The sequence below is a fragment of the Roseobacter sp. HKCCD6576-2 genome (assembly GCF_013179285.1).
GTDB classification, from domain to species: Bacteria; Pseudomonadota; Alphaproteobacteria; order Rhodobacterales; family Rhodobacteraceae; genus Rhodophyticola; species Rhodophyticola oceani.
The window spans coordinates 793,475-811,483 of the sequence record NZ_WVNW01000002.1 but is presented as its reverse complement, the minus strand read 5'-3'; the positions used below and the strand labels follow the sequence as shown (position 1 = coordinate 811,483).

The window sequence follows — 18,009 nt, the reverse complement described above, 5'->3', positions numbered from 1 at the left end:
AACCTTAAGTCGCCCAAACTTAACGAGCCGTTAACCTGCGCTCTCGATGCGATCTGCGCGCGTTGACGGTGCGGAGATGACCAGAAATTCAGCCGCCTCGGCGCCAGGGTTGCGGACCTGGTGAACGGCCTTGGCCGGGACTGGCAGAGCCTCGCCCAAGGTCAGGTGATGATCCACGCCGTCGAGTTCGATCTCAAGCGCACCAGAGAGGCAGAAAAACACCTGCCGCGCCGTGGTGTGATGATGGCGCGTTTCGGCCCGACCCGGCGGCATCCGCTCGTGTATCACCGACAAATCCGGCGCATCCAGAAGCCGCCACCCCTCGCAATCACCTTGCCAAAAGTAATGCGGCGCGGTCGCGCGGGAGGTTTTGGTCACGCCAATACCACCAAAGCGTGCCGTTTCTTGCCCGCGCTCAGCTTGATCGGCTCCGACAGATCATCCGCCCGGATCATCAGCCCGGCATCCGAGAGCGGCGCGTCGTTGAGCCGGGCGCCATTCTCCGCGATCAGCCGTTTGGCCTCCTTGCCGGACCCGGCGAGGCCGGACCGGGTGATCAACTGCACGATGGAGATGCCATCGCCAAGCTCCTCGGCGTTGAGCGTGAGCGTTGGAAGATCTTCGCCCATGCCGCCCCGCTCGAACACCTCGCGAGACGTCGCTTCGGCCGTTTTGGCAGCTTCAGCTCCGTGGGCCAAGGTTGTGACTTCATTTGCCAAAATCACCTTTGCCTCGTTGATCTCGGAGCCTTCAAGCGCGCCAAGGCGGTCGCATTCATCGACGGGCAGTTCGGTGAAGAGCTTCAGGAATTTGCTCACATCCGCATCGGCCACGTTCCGCCACCATTGCCAGAACTCATAAGACGACATCATGTCTTCATTGAGCCAGACGGCGCCCTCGGCAGATTTGCCCATCTTCTTGCCATCGGAACGGGTCACCAGCGGCGTGGTCAGACCGAATGCATCGGTCCCCTCGACCCGGCGGATCAAATCCGCGCCAGAGACGATATTGCCCCATTGGTCCGAGCCGCCCATCTGCAACACGCAGCCATAGCGGCGATGCAGTTCCAGATAGTCGTAGGATTGCAGCAGCATGTAATTGAACTCGATGAAGCTCAGTGCCTGCTCCCGGTCGAGCCGCGACTTGATGCTCTCAAAGGCCAACAGCCGATTGATCGTGAAATGCTTGCCGATATCGCGCAGGAAATCGATGTAATGCAGCTTATCCAGCCATTCAGCATTGTTGACGAGCGGTGAGTCGGTCGGCCCGTCGCCGTAAGAGATGTAGCGCGAAAAGACCTTGCGGATCCCCTCGGCATTCTTGTTGATCTGCTCAACCGAGAGGATTTTGCGCATCTCATCCTTGCCGGACGGATCGCCCACCTTCGTCGTTCCACCGCCCATAAGCGTGATCGGGCGATGGCCGGTCTTCTGCAGCCAGCGGAGCAGCATGATCTGCACCAGATTGCCGATATGAAGCGACGTGGCGGTCAGATCGAAGCCGATATAGCCCGTCACCACGCCATTGATCAGACGCTCATCCAGCTCTTGCAGATCGGTGCAATCGGCGATGAAGCCGCGCGTGCTCAACTCGCGGAGGAAATCGGATTTGGGGTGGTAGGTCATGCGGGTTCCGGTCCATTCTTTTGGCAACGGGTCTATAGCGGGGCAGGTCGTGAAGGGAAAGAGCGAAGCAAGGCCGATGCGGGTGGCCGGTGCCATGTCGGGCACGTCTTTGGACGGGGTCGATCTGGCGGTGATCGAGACCGATGGGCGGGAGATCCTCGGCTTTGGTGAGACGGCGTATCGGCCTTATTCGGAGGCGGAGCGGGCGGTGCTCAAGGCCGCTCTTGGTCGGTGGCCCGGCGAAGCAGGCGTGGCCGAGGCCGCCGCGGTGGTCGAAGCGGCGCATTTGGAATTGATCACCGGGCTCGACCAGGTGGAGCTTTTCGGGTTCCACGGGCAAACCCTGGCCCATGCGCCGGGCTTGCAAGGCACGCATCAAGCGGGCGATGGCGGGCGACTGGCGGACGCCCTGGGGGCCTCTGTGGTCTGGGACTTCCGCAGTTCGGACGTGGAACTGGGCGGGCAGGGTGCGCCGCTGGCGCCGTTCTACCATTGGGCCTGCGCCCGCTGGATCGGAGTGGAAAGGCCGGTGGCGTTTCTGAACCTCGGCGGTGTTGGCAACCTAACTTGGGTGGACCCAAAGGCGGCGAGCCCCGATGCGCCCTGGGCCTTGCTGGCGTTTGATACCGGGCCCGCCAATGCGCCCTTGGATGATCTGATGGCGGCCCGTGGTTTAGGCGTGTTTGATCGAGATGGGATGCTTGGTCTGTCCGGGCGGGCGGATCGCGACGGCGTCGTGGAGTTTTTGAAAGATGGGTATTTCTTAAAGGTCCCGCCTAAGTCTTTGGATAGAAGTGATTTTGACTATCTGGTCGAGGTGGTCTCCGGTCTGCCCGATGCGGATGCGATGGCCACGCTGGTCGCCTGCGTCGCTGGCTCCGTCGCGCGCGGGATGGAGCATTTTCCGCAACCTGTGGCGCAGGTTCTGGTCACCGGCGGCGGGCGGAAGAATCCGGCGGTGATGCAGGCTTTGGCCGCGGTGATTGAGGCCGATGTGCTGCCGGTGGAAGCCGTGGGTCTTGATGGCGACTATCTGGAAGCGCAGGCTTTTGCCTATCTGGCGGCGCGGGTGTTGCGCGGCATGACGACTTCGGCCCCGGGCACGACCGGCGTGGCGGCGGCGATCGGCGGCGGACGGATCAGCCGACCTGAAGGATAGGGAGCCCCGGAAAGGGGGCGGCGACGAGAGATGTCAGGCGCGCGGGATATCGAACCCGGGCGCGGCCAAGGTGAATCCATCGAACTGAAAGCCTGGCGAGACGGTGCAAGAGACCAATGTGAACGCGCCGGTGCTTTGTGCCGCCTGCCAGTGGTTTTCCGGCACGATGAGTTGCGGTGCGCCTTCGGTGAGGTCGGGGGCGAGGAGATGATCCGCCGCCGGGCCGGTTTCCGTCTCGCTCAGCGACAGGATCAGCGGGCTCCCTGCGTGATAGAGCCAGATCTCGGTCGCATCGACCTTATGCCAATGGCTGCGCTCACCTGATTTCAATAGGAAATAGATACAAGTGCCGGTGGGGCGGCCTTGGTTTTCCGCCACCCAAGTCTGCCGGTAATGCCCGCCTTCGGGATGCGGCGCGAGGTTCAACTTGGCGATGATCTCATCGGCGGTCATTCGGCGGGCTCCGTCGTTCGGGTGTCTTGCTCAAAACCCGGCGTGCCCTGATCTTCCGGGTGACGGGAGAGGTGGCTGGCCTTGATCTGTTCCGAGGTCTGGCGAGAGCCGTCATGGCTCCAGCCCGGCGGCGCCACGGCATACATCACGCGCTGCGAGAAGGTGAGACCCGGACGGGCGATGTCCTTGAGCATCCCGACCCACTCATGAAACGCCACCCGCAGCGGATTGAAGGTGCCGATGTTATGGACCAATCCGTAATCGGGTTTCTCTTCCTCCAACTCAGGCACGAAGGTGCCGAACAGCTTGTCCCAGACGATGAAGACGCCCGCATAATTGGCATCGAGATAGCGCGGATTGCGGCCATGATGGACCCGGTGATGCGACGGCGTGTTCATCACCGCCTCGAACCAGCGCGGCATCTTTCCGATCGCTTCGGTATGGATCCAGAACTGATAGATCAGGTTCAGCCCCCCGACGAAGAGCACCATTGCCGGGTGGAACCCAAGCAAGATCAACGGCGCGCGCACCACCATCATAAAGGTGAAGGTGCCGGTCCAGGTTTGGCGGAGCGCGGTGGTCAGATTGTAGTGCTGCGATGAATGATGGTTCACATGGCTGGCCCAGACCCACCGGATGCGGTGGCCAAACCGATGCACCCAGTAATACCGCAGATCGTCGAGGACAAAGCAGAGTGCCACGACCCAGATGCTCGTGCCCAGATCAAGCGGGGTGATCGCCCAAAGGGTCATGAAGAACCCCCAGGCGATGAACCCAAGGATGATCCCTGAGGCGACGCTGCCCGCGCCCATGATCAACGAGGTGAGCGCATCGCGGGTTTCGTAACGCCCACCGCGATGTTTGATCGTGATCCAGAGCAATTCCGCCAGGATCGCGGCCAGAAAGAGCGGCACGGCCCATTGGACAACATCGGGGTAGCTTATGAGATCGGTCATGCATGCTCCGTCAGTTTTTGGCGCCAAAGGGCGCGCGCGTCGGCGGGGAGGCGAACGGTGAGGCCCGGGGCGGCAAAATCATGCAGGTCGATGGTCAAGCCGTCGTCCCGCTCCGTCACCGTCACGTCTTCCGCCCGGTGGGCCGTGCTATCGGCCCCCATCACCCAGAGGAGGCCCGGACCATGATCGGTCTCGACCAGGGCCGACAGCGTATCGGCGCTGAGATGGGCGGCGTTGACCTGGTCTTCGGGAAAGTGCCGGGCCCATTCGCGGCGGATGATGGCCTCGCTCTCCAAATGCAGCCGCTTTGAATAGCCCAAGAGATGCAACAGGATCACCACCATCGTGATCCCGCCGATGACCAGCGTCAGCAGCAGTGGCAAGGGCATCGCCCGATCCTCCTCCCAGAGGGAGATCAGTCTGCCACGCCTGTTGGCTCTGTCAAAGATTGCGTTGCGTCAAGTTCGCCCTGAGGAAGGACCAAGATCGCCTCCAAACCGCATTGAGGCCGGTTTCTGAGCGTCAGCGCCCCCTCGGTCTGTTCCGCGAAACCCAACACCATCGACAGCCCAAGGCCCGAACCCTTGCCGAGAGGTTTTGTGGTGAAGAAGGGGGCCTTGGCCTCTTCGATAATGGCTTCGGGGATGCCGGGGCCGGTGTCATGGACGGTAATGGCGCAGAACGATCCCGAGAGCTGGATGCCATCGGATCGGTGCGGCGTATTGCAATCCGGCAAACCCCGCGGCCGTGCTGTCACCATGATTTGGCCACCCTCCGGCATGGCGTCACGCGCATTGATGACCAGGTTGAGCAAGGCAGTAGAGAGCTGATTGGGGTCCGCCTGGCAGCGCAGTCCGGGCGGGCCTGGGTCGATGGCGAGCGTGATGGTCGCCGGGAGCGTCCGGCGGAACATCGCGCCGAGGCTCGGTAGAAACACCGCCAATTCAACGGATTCGGGTCGAAGCGTTGCGCGCCGCGAGAAGCTCAACAATTGCGCGGTGAGATTGGCGGCACGGTGGGCCGCAATCTGCACCTCTCGGACAACGGTGTCGCGATCCTCGCGCGTGTCCAGTTCCTGGTAGAGATCGAGATTGCCGAGAATGACGGTCAGAATATTGTTGAAATCATGGGCCACGCCACCGGTCAGGCGGCCTACGGCTTCCATCTTCTGTGCCTCAGCTTTGATCGTCTCGGCGTTGCTCAAGCGTCCGCGGATCCGCAAACTGCTGAGATAGGCGACGCCGAAGTAGGCCGACAAGGCGCCAACCCCGACAATCACCAGAACCTTTTGGCCGAAATTGTCGCTATACCCGGTAAAGACCCAGATGATCAGGATCGCGCCGAGCCCCATCAACAAAATATCTGAGATCGCCACATGCGTCAGGCCTTGATGGCGCACCAGATTATGCACGCAAAGCCCCAGAAACCCGCAAACCCCGATGAAGGTCAGCCCGACCTGCTCGGTCGTGATCAGGTAGTAGGGCATGCTGGCAAAAAGACAGGAGGTCAGGATGTTGAGGCCAAGCGCGGCGGCATACCCAACGGGCCCGACCGGCGCCCGATACCGCCGCATAATCGCGACATAGGCGCTGTCGATACAGATGTAGGACGCCGCCCAGATGAGCGGCAAGTTCATCCCTATCGCATACCAAAGAGCTAGCGCGCCCGCCGCGACGGTTGCCCATCGCATGCCGATGTCCAAAGCAACCTTCGCGTCGGCCGCGACCAGTGCAGAGACCTCGGGCCAATAATCCCGGGGGCGGGGCCGCGTGTCATCCGCGGTGCCATCATGGCTGGTTTCGGGCGTCATCACTCACAGCATAGCGGGTTGTGGGTCGAGGTCATCGGCGAAGTTGGCCGACCCCCCCGAGACTGCCGCACCGTCGCGGATGCGACAGATCGGGCGCTGGCATAGGGTTATCCCCGCAAAATGCTCTTCCCGGCATAGGCGGCGGTCTCGCCCAGCATTTCCTCAATCCGGATCAGTTGATTGTATTTCGCCAGCCGGTCGGAGCGGGCCAGTGACCCGGTTTTGATCTGACCGCAGTTGGTCGCCACGGCGAGATCGGCGATGGTGGCATCCTCGGTCTCGCCCGAGCGGTGCGACATCACGCAGGTCATCCGGTTGCGATGGGCGAGGTCGACGGCGGCGAGTGTTTCGGTGAGGGTGCCGATTTGGTTGACCTTGACGAGCAGCGAGTTTGCCGCGCCTTGGTCGATCCCCATTTGCAGACGGGCCGGGTTGGTCACGAAGAGATCGTCGCCAACCAGTTGCACCGTGTCGCCAAGCGCGTCGGTCAGCATCTTCCAGCCGTCCCAATCATCCTCAGAACAGCCATCTTCAATGGAGAGGATCGGATAATCGGCGCAAAGCGCCTGCAGATAGGCAACATTCTCTTCGGCTGAAAGGGATTTCCCTTCCCCGGTAAAGACATATTTACCGTCTTTGAAGTATTCCGTCGCGGCGCAATCAAGGGCCAGCATGATGTCGTCGCCCGCCGTATAGCCCGCTTTCTCCACCGATTTCAGGATGAAATCCAGCGCATCGCGAGTCGAGGAGAGGTCCGGCGCGAATCCACCCTCATCCCCGATCCCGGTTGAGAGGCCAGCAGCAGACAACTCCTTCTTCAGCGTATGGAACACCTCGGAGCCCATCCGCACCGCCTCAGCAATGGAGCGGGCCGAGACCGGCATGATCATGAATTCCTGAATATCAATCGGGTTATCGGCATGCTCGCCGCCATTGATGATGTTCATCATCGGCACCGGCAGCACATGCGCCTGGGTGCCGCCAACATAGCGGTAGAGCGGTTGGGTGGTGAAATCGGCGGCGGCCTTGGCGGTCGCGAGCGACACGCCGAGGATCGCGTTGGCGCCCAAACGCCCCTTGTTCTCGGTACCGTCAATCTCGATCATCGCAGCATCAATCGCGGCCTGTTCGGTGGCATCAAACCCCACGAGACCCTCGGCCAGTTCGCCATTGACCGCAGCGACAGCCTCCAAAACGCCTTTGCCGAGATACCGGGCCTTATCGCCATCGCGTTTTTCGACCGCTTCATGAACGCCGGTCGACGCGCCAGAGGGCACAGCGGCGCGACCCATCGTGCCGTCTTCGAGCAGGACGTCGACCTCAATGGTCGGGTTGCCACGGCTGTCGAGAATTTCGCGGGCGTGAATGTCGATGATCGTGCTCATGGCGGTCCTCATGGGTCAAATGTTGCGCGTTCTATAACAGGGCCGAGGCGTGGATCGAAGGTATTTGTTAGCGGTAACGTCGCCCCTGCGTCATCGCGCCCGCAGCCGTGCCTCACGGGCGAAGCTGTAAAGGCCGGTGGCAATGACAATCGCGGCGCCAATCAAGGTCCAAGCGTCGGGCCGTTCGCCAAAGATCACCAGCGCGATGATTAGCGCAAAGATGAGCCGGGTATAGCGAAACGGGGTGACCGCGCTGATCTCGCCCACCCGCATCGCTTTGGTGATGGAGAAATAGGCGACAAGCCCCATGACGATGGCGCCCAGCATCGCGCCCCAGATGATTGGGGAGGGCCAGGCGGCCCCACCGCTGAACGCCAAAAGGCCAAGGCCGGCCGGAATGATCGCCGCCATGCTGTAGGTCGAAAGCTGCGCGGTCGAGATCGTGGTGGGCACCGGCCTTGTGGCCAGGTCACGGGCGGAGAGGAAGACCACACCCATCACCGCAAACCAAACATTGGCGTCAAAACCCTCAAGGCCCGGTCGAATGATGATCATCACGCCGATGAGCCCAACAAAAATCGCGGTCCAGCGTCGCCATCCAACCGGCTCACCCAAAAACAAAGCGGCCCCAAGGGTCACCAAAAGCGGGTTGGCTTGGATGATCGCCGAAAAGGTCGAGAACGGGATCAGGGCGATGGCCGTCACGACGCCAATCGTGGCCCCCATTTCCGACAGATTGCGGATGATCACGGGCCGCATCAGCAGAACCGGAGAGATCAGGCGCACCCCCTCGCGCTTGGCCAATATGCCGAAAACCAACGCGCCGCCGAGGCCAAACATCGCCAAGATTTGCCCGACCGGCAGGGTTTCGGAGGCGAATTTGATGAACATATCGGCCAGCGCGAAGCCCAACATCGCCAGCGTCATCCACGCCATGCCGCGTATATTGTCCAAACCGCTTATCCTTGTGCCGCCGCCTCTTGGCCGTAACGCGCCGCGTCGGCGATGGAAAGGGTAAAGCGCGGATCAGGTTCCGGCGACTTGGCGGGCATACTCCGCGGCGTCGAACCAGCCTTTTGAGGCCTGGACCTTGCCATCTGCGCCCAAGTCCCATTCCTCCCATCCGCGAATGTTGAGCGGATGGCCGGTGCTCGCATCATGGCCCGTGAAGGTCCAGACAAATACCGCGTGATCACCGGCCAAGCGGATATCGTCGCAGAGAAGCGTCAAATCGGGCACATCGGCATAGAAGCCTGCCGCCATTTCGGCGACTTTCATGCGGCCCAACCATGGGTCTCCCCGATTGATCACGATCTTACCGTCTTCAGCGTAGAAAGACGCGACCGCGTGCGGGTCTTTGGAATTCCACGCGGCGGTGTAATCCGTCGCGATCTGGGTGAGGGTTTTAAGGTCGAGAGGCATGGGCACGGGCTCCGATCGATGCGGGCGGTGCGCCCGATATCCGATCAGATTGGCCTGAAAGGCGGCATGCACCTAGCCTTTTTTGAGCGGCACACCGTAAAGCTCCAGCTTATGGCCCTTCAGCTGATAGCCAAGCTTGGCGGCAATCTTTTCCTGCAGCGCCTCGATCTCGGGGTCGACGAATTCGATCACCTCGCCCGAATTCATGTCGATGAGGTGGTCGTGATGATCCCGCTCCGCATCCTCATAGCGCGCGCGGCCATCGCCGAATTCGAGCCGGTCGATGATGCCTGATTCCTCAAACAGCTTCACGGTGCGATAGATTGTGGCGATGGAAATCCGCGGGTCGCGGGCCGAGGCGCGGGCATAAAGCTCCTCCACATCGGGATGGTCGTCCGATTCTTCGAGAACTTGCGCGATCACCCGACGCTGCTCGGTCATCCGCAGGCCGCTGGCCTCGCAGCGGGCCTCAATCGTATCACTCATCTCCCGGCCCCCGGCTTCATCCTTGGGGGTCTGTTTTAGGCGAAAGTGACGGGCGGGGAAAGCCCGCCTTTAGGGAAAGCCGGGTTTGAAACAGCCCCGTCCGCACAGCGCGCGCCAATGGTTGACACCGGATGCCTCTCAGCCTCTGTTCGTCGAAAGAGCAGGTGGAGGTCGGGTATGCAGCGCAAAGATCATTTGGACGCGTTTGGTGTGATCTCGCTGACTGGCTTTTCGCTGCTTCTGGCGTTCAATCAGGTGGTGATCAAGGTCGCCAATGAGGGGATACAGCCGGTCTATCTGGCCGGGCTGCGTTCGCTTGGCGGGGCGTGTTGCATTCTGGCCTGGATGTGGTGGCGCGGCCTCTCGACCCGGATCAGCCCGGGCACAGGCTGGGCGGGCGTGTTGATCGGGGTGATCTTTGCGCTGGAGTTCATTTTTCTGTTCATGGCGCTGGATTTGACCACGGTCTCGCGCATTTCGGTGATCTTCTACACGATGCCGGTCTGGCTAGCGATCGGGGCGCACGTGTTGCTGCCGGGAGAACGGCTCACGGGCATCAAGGTTCTTGGTCTGGCATTGGCGGTGGCAGGCATGGCTTGGGCGATGTTTAACCGCAGCGGCCCGGTCGGAGAGGCGTCGGTTCTGGGCGATTTACTCGCGCTGGCCGGGTCGATGGGCTGGGCGGCCGTTGCGCTCACGGTGCGGGCCACACGGTTGAAAGAAGAAACGCCTGAGATGCAGCTCCTGTGGCAGCTTGTGGTTTCCACGCCGATCCTGTTGATCGCGGCGCTGTTCTTTGGGCCACTTCTGCGCGACCCAAGCTTGATCCATTGGGCGGGCTTGGGGTTCCAGATTGTCGCGGTGGTCAGCGCCGGGTTCTTGTTCTGGTTCTGGCTGCTCAGCATCTATCCCGCGGCTTCGGTCGCCTCCTTCAGCTTCTTGGCGCCGATTTTCGGGGTGATCCTGGGCTGGGCCCTTTTGGGCGAGCATGTTGGGCCGGAGATTTGGGTGGCGCTCGCCCTGGTCTGTGCCGGGCTGGTCCTGATCAACCGTCCAGAGTCAAATCCGCCCAAATCGGCAGATGGTCCGACGCCCGCCCCGCAGGACCCGCGCGCATAACACCGGCTTGCGCCAGGCGCAGCCCCGGCCCGGTCGCGACCCGATCCAGGGCCGCCATCGGGCGCCAGGACGGAAAACTGCGCCCGGGATTGTGCAGCGTGAAATATGGATCAAGCGGGGCGAACCCGGCGGCGGGCGACCATTCATTGAGATCGCCAAGCAGGACCGTTGGGCGCGGCGACAGATGCGCCAGCTCGGCCATGATCAGGGTCATTTGCCGTTGCCGATCCCGACGGCGCAGGCCCAGATGCGTGGCGACCGCGCGGACATCTCCGACCGGTCCAACCAAGTCCGCAATCACCGCGCCGCGCGGTTCCAGCCCAGGCAGCGGCAGGCGGTTCACCCCCTCGACCCGCCAAGTGGGGCCGGTGAGAAGCGCGTTGCCATGCCAGCCGAGCGAGACCGCGTTCGAGGCGACCCGCACAGGTTGCAGCTTTGCTTCCTCAGTGATGATCCGCGGGGGCAGGGCACTCCGCCGGGCGCCAAGCCGTTTATCGGCCTCTTGCAGGGCGACAATATCCACGCCGATCTCGGCCAATATCCTGGCAATCCGATGCGGATCGCGGCGACGATCAAGGCCGACGCATTTCCGGATATTGTAACTGGCCACGCGCAGATGGCCGGGATGTTTCGGGAAAAAATGGCTCATATCAGGCAAGGTTATCGGCGCGTAAGGTCTAGGAAAGCCCGACGGGCAAGATTAGATTAATTGGCATGAAGGCCCTGCGTGATCAACTCTGGCTGACCTATGTGATCTGGGGTGTGTTGATGCTGTCGGCATTGACCGCCTTGGCTACGGCGCGCTGGCCGGTCGCGTTCGTGGCTCTGGCCACAATCTTGGTCTCGATGCTGCCGATGATACTCGCGCCGCGACTTGGGCTGCATCTGCCCCGACGGTTCATTGCGGTTATCGTGCTCTTTGTCTTCGCCACGCTGTTCCTGGGCGAAGTCTATGATTTCTACGAGCGGTATTGGTGGTGGGATATCGCGCTGCACGGGTTGTCGGCGGTCGGGTTTGGCCTGATCGGGTTTCTCCTGGTCTTTATCCTGTTCGAGGGGGATCGCTATGCCGCGCCCGCCTGGGCACTCGGGATGATCGCCTTCTGCATGGGCGTGACCATTGGTGTGACCTGGGAGATTTTCGAGTTTGGGATGGATCAGATTTTCGGTCTGAACATGCAGAAGTCCGGACTGATGGACACGATGGGCGATCTGATTGTCGATTGCATCGGGGCGGGGATTGGCGGGCTCACCGGGTATCTCTACCTCAAAGGGCGTGACCTCGGCGGCAGCCGGGCCGTGATCGACGAGTTCATCCATCACAATCGCCGCTTCTTCCGCCGGTCGGGCAAGCGCCGCGACCGCTAGGTGCCGCAGAAGGTGCGGGTGACCTCTTCCTCCTCGCCCGGGGCAGTCTGATAGGCGCTGTGCTCTGGTTGATCGTCGAACGGGCGTTTCAAAATCTCATGGAGTTTGAAGAACGGCCCGTAATCGCCAGAAACAGCGGCCTCAATCATCTCTTCGACACGATGGTTGCGCGGGATGAAGGCGGGGTTCACGGCCTGCATGGCGGCTTGGCGGCTTCGGTCGTCGCCCGGCTCACGCGTGAGGCGGTCTTGCCAGCGGGGCATCCAGTCGATGAACCCCTGCGGGCTGGCGAACTCCTCGACGGCGCTGCCCGGTTGCGCGCCGCTGAGAGCGCGGAAGGTGCGGGTGAAATCGGCCGCACCCGTCTCCATCAGATTGAGCAGGTCAAAGGCCAGGGCGATATCGTCCTCTTCGACGGTGCTCAGGCCCAGTTTGCCACGTAAGATGCGATGCCAAGCCGTGTTGAACAGATCGGGGAAGCGGTTGATCTCCTCGGTGAAGATCTCAATCGCATCGTCCTTGTCCGGCATCAGCGGCAGCAAGGCCGTGGCCAGCTGCGCCAGGTTCCAGACCGCCACATTGGGTTGATTGGCATAGGCATAGCGCCCGAATTGGTCGATGGAACTGAACACTTTTTCGGAGTGATAGGCATCCATGAAGGCACACGGCCCGTAGTCAATTGTCTCGCCCGCGATCGACATATTGTCGGTGTTCATCACGCCGTGGATGAAGCCAACCCCCATCCAACCCGCGATCAACTCCGCTTGTGCCGTCACAACGGCTTGCAGAAGCCCAAGCGGGCCGTCCGCCTCCGGGTAATGGCGTGCAATGGCATGATCGGCCAGTGCCTGAAGCGCGTCGGCGTCTTGCCGGGCCGCGAAATACTGGAAGGTGCCAACCCGGATATGGCTGGCGGCGACGCGGGTGACGATGGCACCGGGGAGCGCCGTTTCGCGGAGGACGGTTTCGCCGGTGGTTACGGCGGCCAGGGCGCGGGTCGTCGGAATGCCAAGCGCAAACATCGCTTCAGAGATCAGATATTCCCGTAAGACCGGCCCGAGCCAGGCGCGCCCATCTCCCCGGCGGGAATAGGGCGTTCGGCCCGCGCCTTTGAGCTGGATGTCGCGCCGTTGGCCTTTATGATCGACAACTTCGCCGAGAAGCACCGCCCGGCCATCGCCAAGCTGCGGCACCCATCCGCCAAATTGATGCCCAGCATAGGCTTGCGCCAAAGGAGCCGCGCCGTCGGGCAGGGTGTTGCCGGCAAAAATCGCGGCAATCTCCGCCTCATCTTCCGGCAGAATGATGCCGAGTTCCTTGGCCAGGGGGCGGTTGACGGCAATCAGGCCGGGGGCCGCGACCGGGGTCGGGGGCAGGGCCGTGAAGAACCGGTCGGGCAAGCGGGCATAGGAGTTATCAAACGGGATTTGCATAAACGCGGGTGCCTTCTGTTCGCTCCTCTTTAGGTAGTCCTGTGTCGGTCCCTTGCAAAGGTGACCGCTGGACATATCTCGCAAACCTAGGTAACAAGTTACCAAATTGGAGACTCGATATGGCCGTTGACCGTACACAGACCGGGGTGCGCCTTTACACACCACTTTTGAAAACCCTGAAAGGCTTGGCGGAATACCTCGATATGACGCTCAGCGATCTGTTGGAGGGGATCATTCTGCACGGGCTTGAGAACAAGCAGGCCTTCACCGATGAGCAGCTTGAGGTGATCGGGCGGATCAAGGGCATCTATGGCTGCGATTGGGTTGCGACGGACAGTCATATGCACCCAGATCAGGAGGGGAAAGATGACAAAAGCTGAGCAACCGGTCCGCGATGATGCGTGGATTTCCTATATCGGTGAGGGGTTTGCGGATCGCAGCTTACCGGCCTCGGAATTCTCGCATCAGGCGCATTGGGCGGCGGTGATTTGGCTCCTGGCCGGTCACGATCCGGCTTGGGTGGCGCAGGAGATGCCTGGGATGATCCGCGCTTTCAACGAGGCCCATGGCGGGGTGAATAGTGACAGCGAAGGGTATCACGAAACGATTACGCTTGCCTCAGTCGCGGCGGCAGCACATCAGATGGCGCAGATGCCGCGTGCAGATATGTCGGAGGTTCTGGCGGCGATTTTCTCGGCAGAGTTCGGCGACCCCAACTGGCTGCTCCGTCATTGGCGGCGCGAGACGCTGTTTGCGCCCTCCGCACGACGGCACTGGGTGGCGCCGGATCTGGTGCCGCTGCCATTTGGGGTGTTTCACCCGCTGGCCAAGGTCGCCTAGAGCCGCGCGATCCGCTCGGTGAGCAGGGCAAAGAACCCTGTCGCATCCACATCGCCCATGAAGGTGGCGTTCGGCGCGCGGTTGGTGACGCCCCACCAATCGGCCACGGTCATGCCAAGCGTCAGTTCCGATTGTGTCTCGATCTCGACATTGACGAAACGGCCCTGGAACAGCTCCGGTTGGATCAGATAGGCGATGACGCAAGGGTCATGCAGCGGCGCGCCTTCGGAGCCGTATTTCTCTTTGTCGAAGCGTTCGAAAAAATCGGTCCATTCCGCGACCATCTTGCCCACATGAGTGCCCATGGCCCGGAAGGTCGCGACCCGCTCGGCGGTGGTCAGCGCCTTATGCGTCAGGTCGAGCGGCATCACCGTGATTCTGATGCCGGATTTAAACACGATGTCAGCGGCTTGCGGGTCGACATAGATGTTAAACTCCGCAGCGGGTGTGATGTTACCAACCTCGAAATAGGCGCCGCCCATCAGCACAATTTCGGCCACCTTCTCGACGATATCGGGCGCGCGCAGAAAGGCTGTCGCGATATTGGTGAGCGGCCCGAGCGGGCAGAGCGTGACCGTGCCGGCGGGCTCTTGCCGCAGGGTGTCGATGATGAAATCGACACCGTGTTTGTCCTGCAACGGCATGGTTGGATCAGGCAATTGCGGGCCATCGAGACCGGTTTTGCCATGCACGTGTTCCGCGGTGACCAGTTTCCGCGCCAATGGGGCGTCGCAACCCGCAAAGACCGGAATATGCATGTGCCCGGCCAATTCGCAGACGATGCGGGCGTTCTTCTCCGTCAGCGCGAGGGGCACATTGCCCGCCACCGCCGTGACACCCAAAACCTCGATCTCTTCGGGGCTCGCCAAGGCCAGAAGGATCGCGACCGCGTCGTCTTGGCCCGGATCGGTGTCGATGATGATTTTGCGGGGCATGGGCACGGTCCTGTTATTGAGATGGCGCGAAATTGGCGCGACCAGCCAGAAGATTCAATGCCTCCGGCGGGGATATTTGGGAAGCAGAGAAGGGGACGCCAAACCGCAACGGAAAAGGCCGCCCCGGATGAGGCGGCCTTTTGTCGGTTGGACCGGCTTTTAGCGGTTTTCGATATCCACATAGTCGCGATAAGTCGCGCCGGTATAAAGCTGGCGCGGGCGACCGATTTTGCCCGATGGATCGGCGATCATCTCTTTCCACTGCGCGATCCAGCCCACGGTGCGGCTGAGCGCGAAGATCGGGGTGAACATCGAGGTCGGGAAGCCCATCGCGTCGAGGATGATGCCCGAATAGAAGTCCACATTGGGGTAGAGTCTCTTGTCGTGGAAATAGGAATCCTCGACAGCGATCTTTTCGAGTTCCTTGGCAACCTGCAGCGTCGGATTGTTCTCGATGCCCAGCAAATCCAGCACCTCATCGGCGCTTTCTTTCATCACCTTCGCACGTGGGTCGAAGTTCTTGTAGACCCTGTGGCCGAAGCCCATCAGACGGAACGGATCCTCGCGATCTTTGGCGCGGTTGATGAACTCAGGGATGCGGTCGACGGTGCCGATCTCCCGCAGCATCTCTAGGCAAGCCTGGTTTGCGCCGCCATGGGCCGGGCCCCAGAGACAGGCGATGCCAGCGGCGATACAGGCAAACGGGTTCGCGCCCGAGGAGCCCGCCAGACGCACGGTCGAGGTCGAGGCGTTTTGCTCATGATCCGCATGCAGCGTGAAAATCCGGTCCATCGCGCGCGAGAGGATCGGGTCCGGCTGATACTCTTCCGCCGGAACTGCGAAACACATCCGCAGGAAGTTCGTGGCATAGTCACAATCATTGCGCGGATACACAAACGGTTGCCCGATGGTGTATTTATAGGCCATCGCCGCGATGGTCGGCATTTTCGCGATCAGGCGGATCGTCGCCACTTCGCGTTGCCAGGGGTCATTGATATCGGTCGAGTCGTGATAAAACGCCGACATCGCGCCAACCACGCCGGTCATGATCGCCATTGGATGGGCGTCACGGCGGAAGCCACGGAAGAAATTCGCCATCTGCTCATGGATCATCGTGTGACGCGTCACACGATCTTCGAAGTCTTCCAACTCGGCGGCATTGGGCAACTCGCCGTAAAGCAAGAGGTAGCAGACTTCCAGATAATGCGACTTGCCCGCCAGTTGGTCGATTGGATAGCCCCGATGCAGCAGTTCACCCTTTTCGCCGTCGATAAAGGTGATCTGACTTTCGCAGGCCGAGGTCGAGGTAAAACCAGGGTCGTGGGTGAACACGTCGCCCTGACCATAGAGTTTGGTGATGTCGATCACATCCGGCCCCGCCGTCGGCGAGTGCATCGGAAGCTCCAGGGTCTTGCCGTCGAAGCTTAACGTGGCGGATTTGCTGTCAGCCATCTCAGTCCCTTCCTAATTGGCCACACCCGGCCAGATGCCGGGCGGGTCGTTCCAGGGGCCTTGCGTCGGCCCGTGATTTCTTGGCCAAAACCCAAGCGCCGTCATTGGGCGGGGGCGGCGGCCTCCGTCAGGCGGGCGATCGTTTCATCGCGGCCAATGACGAGCATCATGTCATAGACACTGGGCGTTGCTGCCCGACCTGCCAGAGCCGCGCGCAAGGGCTGCGCAAGCTGGCCGAATTTCAGCCCGTGGGCCTCGGCCGTTGTGGTCAGGACCGCCTCAAGCGTGTCACGGGACCAGCTATCATTCTGCAGCTGCGTAGTCAATTCTAACAGTATACCACGGGATACATCGGTCAGCGCCGCCTGGCTCTTTTCATCCCGGTCAAGTGGTCGTTCGGCCATAACAAATTGGGCCTTTTCAATCAGATCGGGCAGGGATTTGGCACGATCCTTGAGGCAATACATCGCAGTCAACAATCCGTTATGCTGCGCTTGCGAAAGAACCGGCTGGTCTGTCATTGTCCGAAACCGAGCGATCTCTTCGACCAAATCGGCATCATCCATTTGCGCGATATGCCAAGACGCCACATGCTCAAGCTTTTTGAAGTCGAGCCGGGCGGGCGATTTGCCAATTCCGCCCAGGTCGAACCACTCCAGAGCCTGCGCATCGGTGAAAAGCTCGTCATCGCCATGGGACCAGCCGAGCCGGGCCAGATAGTTCCGCATCGCGGCGGGCGGATAGCCCATGGCGGCATATTCTTCGACCCCAAGCGCGCCGTGGCGTTTCGAGAGTTTCTTGCCATCTGGCCCATGGATCAGTGGGATATGGGCGAAGACCGGCAGATCCCATCCCATCGCGGTATAGATCTGCGCCTGCCGCGCGGCGTTGTTGAGATGGTCGTCGCCACGGATCACATGAGTGATGCCCATGTCGTGATCATCCACCACAACTGCGTGCATATAGGTCGGTGTGCCGTCGGAGCGGAGCAGGATCATATCGTCGAGCTGATCGTTGCGCACCGTCACGGCACCCTGGACGGCGTCTTCGATCACGGTTTGCCCGTCACGCGGGGCTTTCAGGCGGATCACATAGGGCGCATCGGGGTGCTGATCTTGCGGCACATCGCGCCAGGGAGAGAGGAAGAGCGTGGAGCGGCCCTCGGCACGGGCGGCATCGCGGAATGCGGCGATCTCATCTTGGGTGGAGAAGCATTTATAGGCTGACCCTTGCGCCAACATTGTCGTTGTGACTTCGGCATGACGGTCGCGGCCAGCGAACTGACTGATCGGTTCCCCGTCCCAATCGAGGCCAAGCCAGGTTAACCCATTGAGGATCGCCTGCGTCGCTTCGGGGGTAGAGCGCTCTCGATCGGTGTCTTCGATCCGAAGCACGAATTTGCCGCCCCGGCCACGTGCGTAGAGCCAGTTGAACAGCGCCGTGCGCGCGCCCCCGATATGCAGAAAACCAGTGGGCGAGGGGGCAAAGCGGGTGACCACGGGTGCAGGCGTATCGGCCATCTTCATCCTTTCGGCGCGGGGTTTGCATCGCGCGCGTTAACGTCTT

General features: G+C 61.4%; 20 protein-coding genes. 5 read left to right on the top strand and 15 right to left on the bottom strand.

What is annotated here, in order from left to right:
* Positions 1 to 30: 30 nt before the first annotated feature.
* Positions 31 to 378 carry a cupin domain-containing protein gene (locus tag GTF44_RS11010; protein WP_171559255.1) on the bottom strand — a complete coding sequence of 116 codons (348 nt, stop codon included), beginning with the start codon at positions 376 to 378 and terminating at the stop codon, positions 31 to 33.
* Positions 375 to 1,625: a tyrosine--tRNA ligase gene (gene tyrS, locus GTF44_RS11005; RefSeq protein WP_171559258.1), complete on the bottom strand. Its 1,251-nt coding sequence runs from the start codon at positions 1,623 to 1,625 to the stop codon at positions 375 to 377. The genes GTF44_RS11010 and tyrS overlap by 4 nt, the downstream gene beginning before the upstream one ends.
* A 94-nt stretch (positions 1,626 to 1,719) precedes the next feature.
* Between tyrS and GTF44_RS11000 the strand changes: the two genes are divergently transcribed.
* The gene (locus GTF44_RS11000) at positions 1,720 to 2,784 is read left to right on the top strand and encodes an anhydro-N-acetylmuramic acid kinase (protein ID WP_253261467.1); all 1,065 of its coding nucleotides are present in this window, start codon (positions 1,720 to 1,722) and stop codon (positions 2,782 to 2,784) included.
* A 33-nt stretch (positions 2,785 to 2,817) separates the two neighbouring features.
* Here the strand turns inward: GTF44_RS11000 and GTF44_RS10995 are convergent, their stop codons facing one another.
* From GTF44_RS10995 to GTF44_RS10960, 8 genes are all read right to left on the bottom strand, one after another.
* Positions 2,818 to 3,237, bottom strand: coding sequence for a cupin domain-containing protein (locus GTF44_RS10995; RefSeq protein WP_171559260.1), 420 nt, complete (start codon positions 3,235 to 3,237; stop codon positions 2,818 to 2,820).
* Positions 3,234 to 4,193, bottom strand: a complete 960-nt coding sequence (locus GTF44_RS10990) for a sterol desaturase family protein (protein ID WP_171559262.1) — start codon at positions 4,191 to 4,193, stop codon at positions 3,234 to 3,236. The genes GTF44_RS10995 and GTF44_RS10990 overlap by 4 nt, the downstream gene beginning before the upstream one ends.
* Positions 4,190 to 4,582: a hypothetical protein gene (locus GTF44_RS10985; protein ID WP_171559264.1), complete on the bottom strand. Its 393-nt coding sequence runs from the start codon at positions 4,580 to 4,582 to the stop codon at positions 4,190 to 4,192. Before GTF44_RS10985 ends, GTF44_RS10990 begins: the two co-directional genes overlap by 4 nt.
* A gap of 26 nt (positions 4,583 to 4,608) precedes the next feature.
* Positions 4,609 to 6,003, bottom strand: a complete 1,395-nt coding sequence (locus tag GTF44_RS10980; protein WP_171559267.1) for a sensor histidine kinase — start codon at positions 6,001 to 6,003, stop codon at positions 4,609 to 4,611.
* Between the two features lie 107 nt (positions 6,004 to 6,110).
* A complete protein-coding gene (gene eno, locus GTF44_RS10975; protein WP_171559269.1) occupies positions 6,111 to 7,388 on the bottom strand; it encodes a phosphopyruvate hydratase in 1,278 nt (425 codons plus the stop codon).
* A 90-nt stretch (positions 7,389 to 7,478) separates the two neighbouring features.
* Entirely contained in the window at positions 7,479 to 8,342 is an 864-nt protein-coding gene (locus GTF44_RS10970; protein WP_171559272.1) for a DMT family transporter, read from the bottom strand.
* Positions 8,343 to 8,414: 72 nt separating this feature from the next.
* Positions 8,415 to 8,810, bottom strand: a complete 396-nt coding sequence (locus tag GTF44_RS10965) for a nuclear transport factor 2 family protein (RefSeq protein ID WP_171559275.1) — start codon at positions 8,808 to 8,810, stop codon at positions 8,415 to 8,417.
* A gap of 72 nt (positions 8,811 to 8,882) precedes the next feature.
* Positions 8,883 to 9,296 carry a Fur family transcriptional regulator gene (locus tag GTF44_RS10960; protein ID WP_145208390.1) on the bottom strand — a complete coding sequence of 138 codons (414 nt, stop codon included), beginning with the start codon at positions 9,294 to 9,296 and terminating at the stop codon, positions 8,883 to 8,885.
* A gap of 177 nt (positions 9,297 to 9,473) precedes the next feature.
* Here GTF44_RS10960 and GTF44_RS10955 point away from each other — a divergent pair, with 177 nt between their 5' ends.
* Positions 9,474 to 10,415 (top strand): DMT family transporter, encoded by a 942-nt coding sequence (locus GTF44_RS10955; RefSeq protein ID WP_171559277.1) that lies wholly within the window; start codon positions 9,474 to 9,476, stop codon positions 10,413 to 10,415.
* On the opposite strand, the gene GTF44_RS10950 is transcribed toward GTF44_RS10955, so the two are convergent.
* Positions 10,342 to 11,064, bottom strand: a complete 723-nt coding sequence (locus GTF44_RS10950; RefSeq protein ID WP_171559280.1) for an endonuclease/exonuclease/phosphatase family protein — start codon at positions 11,062 to 11,064, stop codon at positions 10,342 to 10,344. The two genes, GTF44_RS10955 and GTF44_RS10950, sit on opposite strands and share 74 nt — an antisense overlap.
* Before the next feature lie 65 nt (positions 11,065 to 11,129).
* On the opposite strand from GTF44_RS10950, the gene GTF44_RS10945 reads away from it, so the two are divergent.
* Complete coding sequence (locus GTF44_RS10945; protein WP_171559282.1) at positions 11,130 to 11,783, top strand: hypothetical protein; 654 nt, start codon at positions 11,130 to 11,132, stop codon at positions 11,781 to 11,783.
* On the opposite strand, the gene GTF44_RS10940 is transcribed toward GTF44_RS10945, so the two are convergent.
* On the bottom strand, positions 11,780 to 13,216 hold the full coding sequence (locus GTF44_RS10940; protein WP_171559285.1) for a YdiU family protein: 1,437 nt from the start codon (positions 13,214 to 13,216) through the stop codon (positions 11,780 to 11,782). The two genes, GTF44_RS10945 and GTF44_RS10940, sit on opposite strands and share 4 nt — an antisense overlap.
* Before the next feature lie 119 nt (positions 13,217 to 13,335).
* Between GTF44_RS10940 and GTF44_RS10935 the strand changes: the two genes are divergently transcribed.
* Both GTF44_RS10935 and GTF44_RS10930 read left to right on the top strand, forming a co-directional pair.
* Positions 13,336 to 13,596, top strand: coding sequence for a hypothetical protein (locus GTF44_RS10935; RefSeq protein ID WP_171559288.1), 261 nt, complete (start codon positions 13,336 to 13,338; stop codon positions 13,594 to 13,596).
* A complete protein-coding gene (locus GTF44_RS10930; protein ID WP_171559291.1) occupies positions 13,583 to 14,056 on the top strand; it encodes a hypothetical protein in 474 nt (157 codons plus the stop codon). The genes GTF44_RS10935 and GTF44_RS10930 overlap by 14 nt, the downstream gene beginning before the upstream one ends.
* Here GTF44_RS10930 and GTF44_RS10925 read toward each other — a convergent pair.
* The 3 genes from GTF44_RS10925 to gltX form a co-directional block, all read right to left on the bottom strand.
* A complete protein-coding gene (locus GTF44_RS10925) occupies positions 14,053 to 14,991 on the bottom strand; it encodes a nucleoside hydrolase (protein WP_171559294.1) in 939 nt (312 codons plus the stop codon). The genes GTF44_RS10930 and GTF44_RS10925 overlap by 4 nt on opposite strands.
* 159 nt (positions 14,992 to 15,150) lie before the next feature.
* Positions 15,151 to 16,443 (bottom strand): citrate synthase, encoded by a 1,293-nt coding sequence (gene gltA, locus GTF44_RS10920; protein WP_145208407.1) that lies wholly within the window; start codon positions 16,441 to 16,443, stop codon positions 15,151 to 15,153.
* 101 nt (positions 16,444 to 16,544) lie between these two features.
* The gene (gltX, locus tag GTF44_RS10915) at positions 16,545 to 17,963 is read right to left on the bottom strand and encodes a glutamate--tRNA ligase (RefSeq protein WP_171559296.1); all 1,419 of its coding nucleotides are present in this window, start codon (positions 17,961 to 17,963) and stop codon (positions 16,545 to 16,547) included.
* Positions 17,964 to 18,009: the final 46 nt, after the last annotated feature.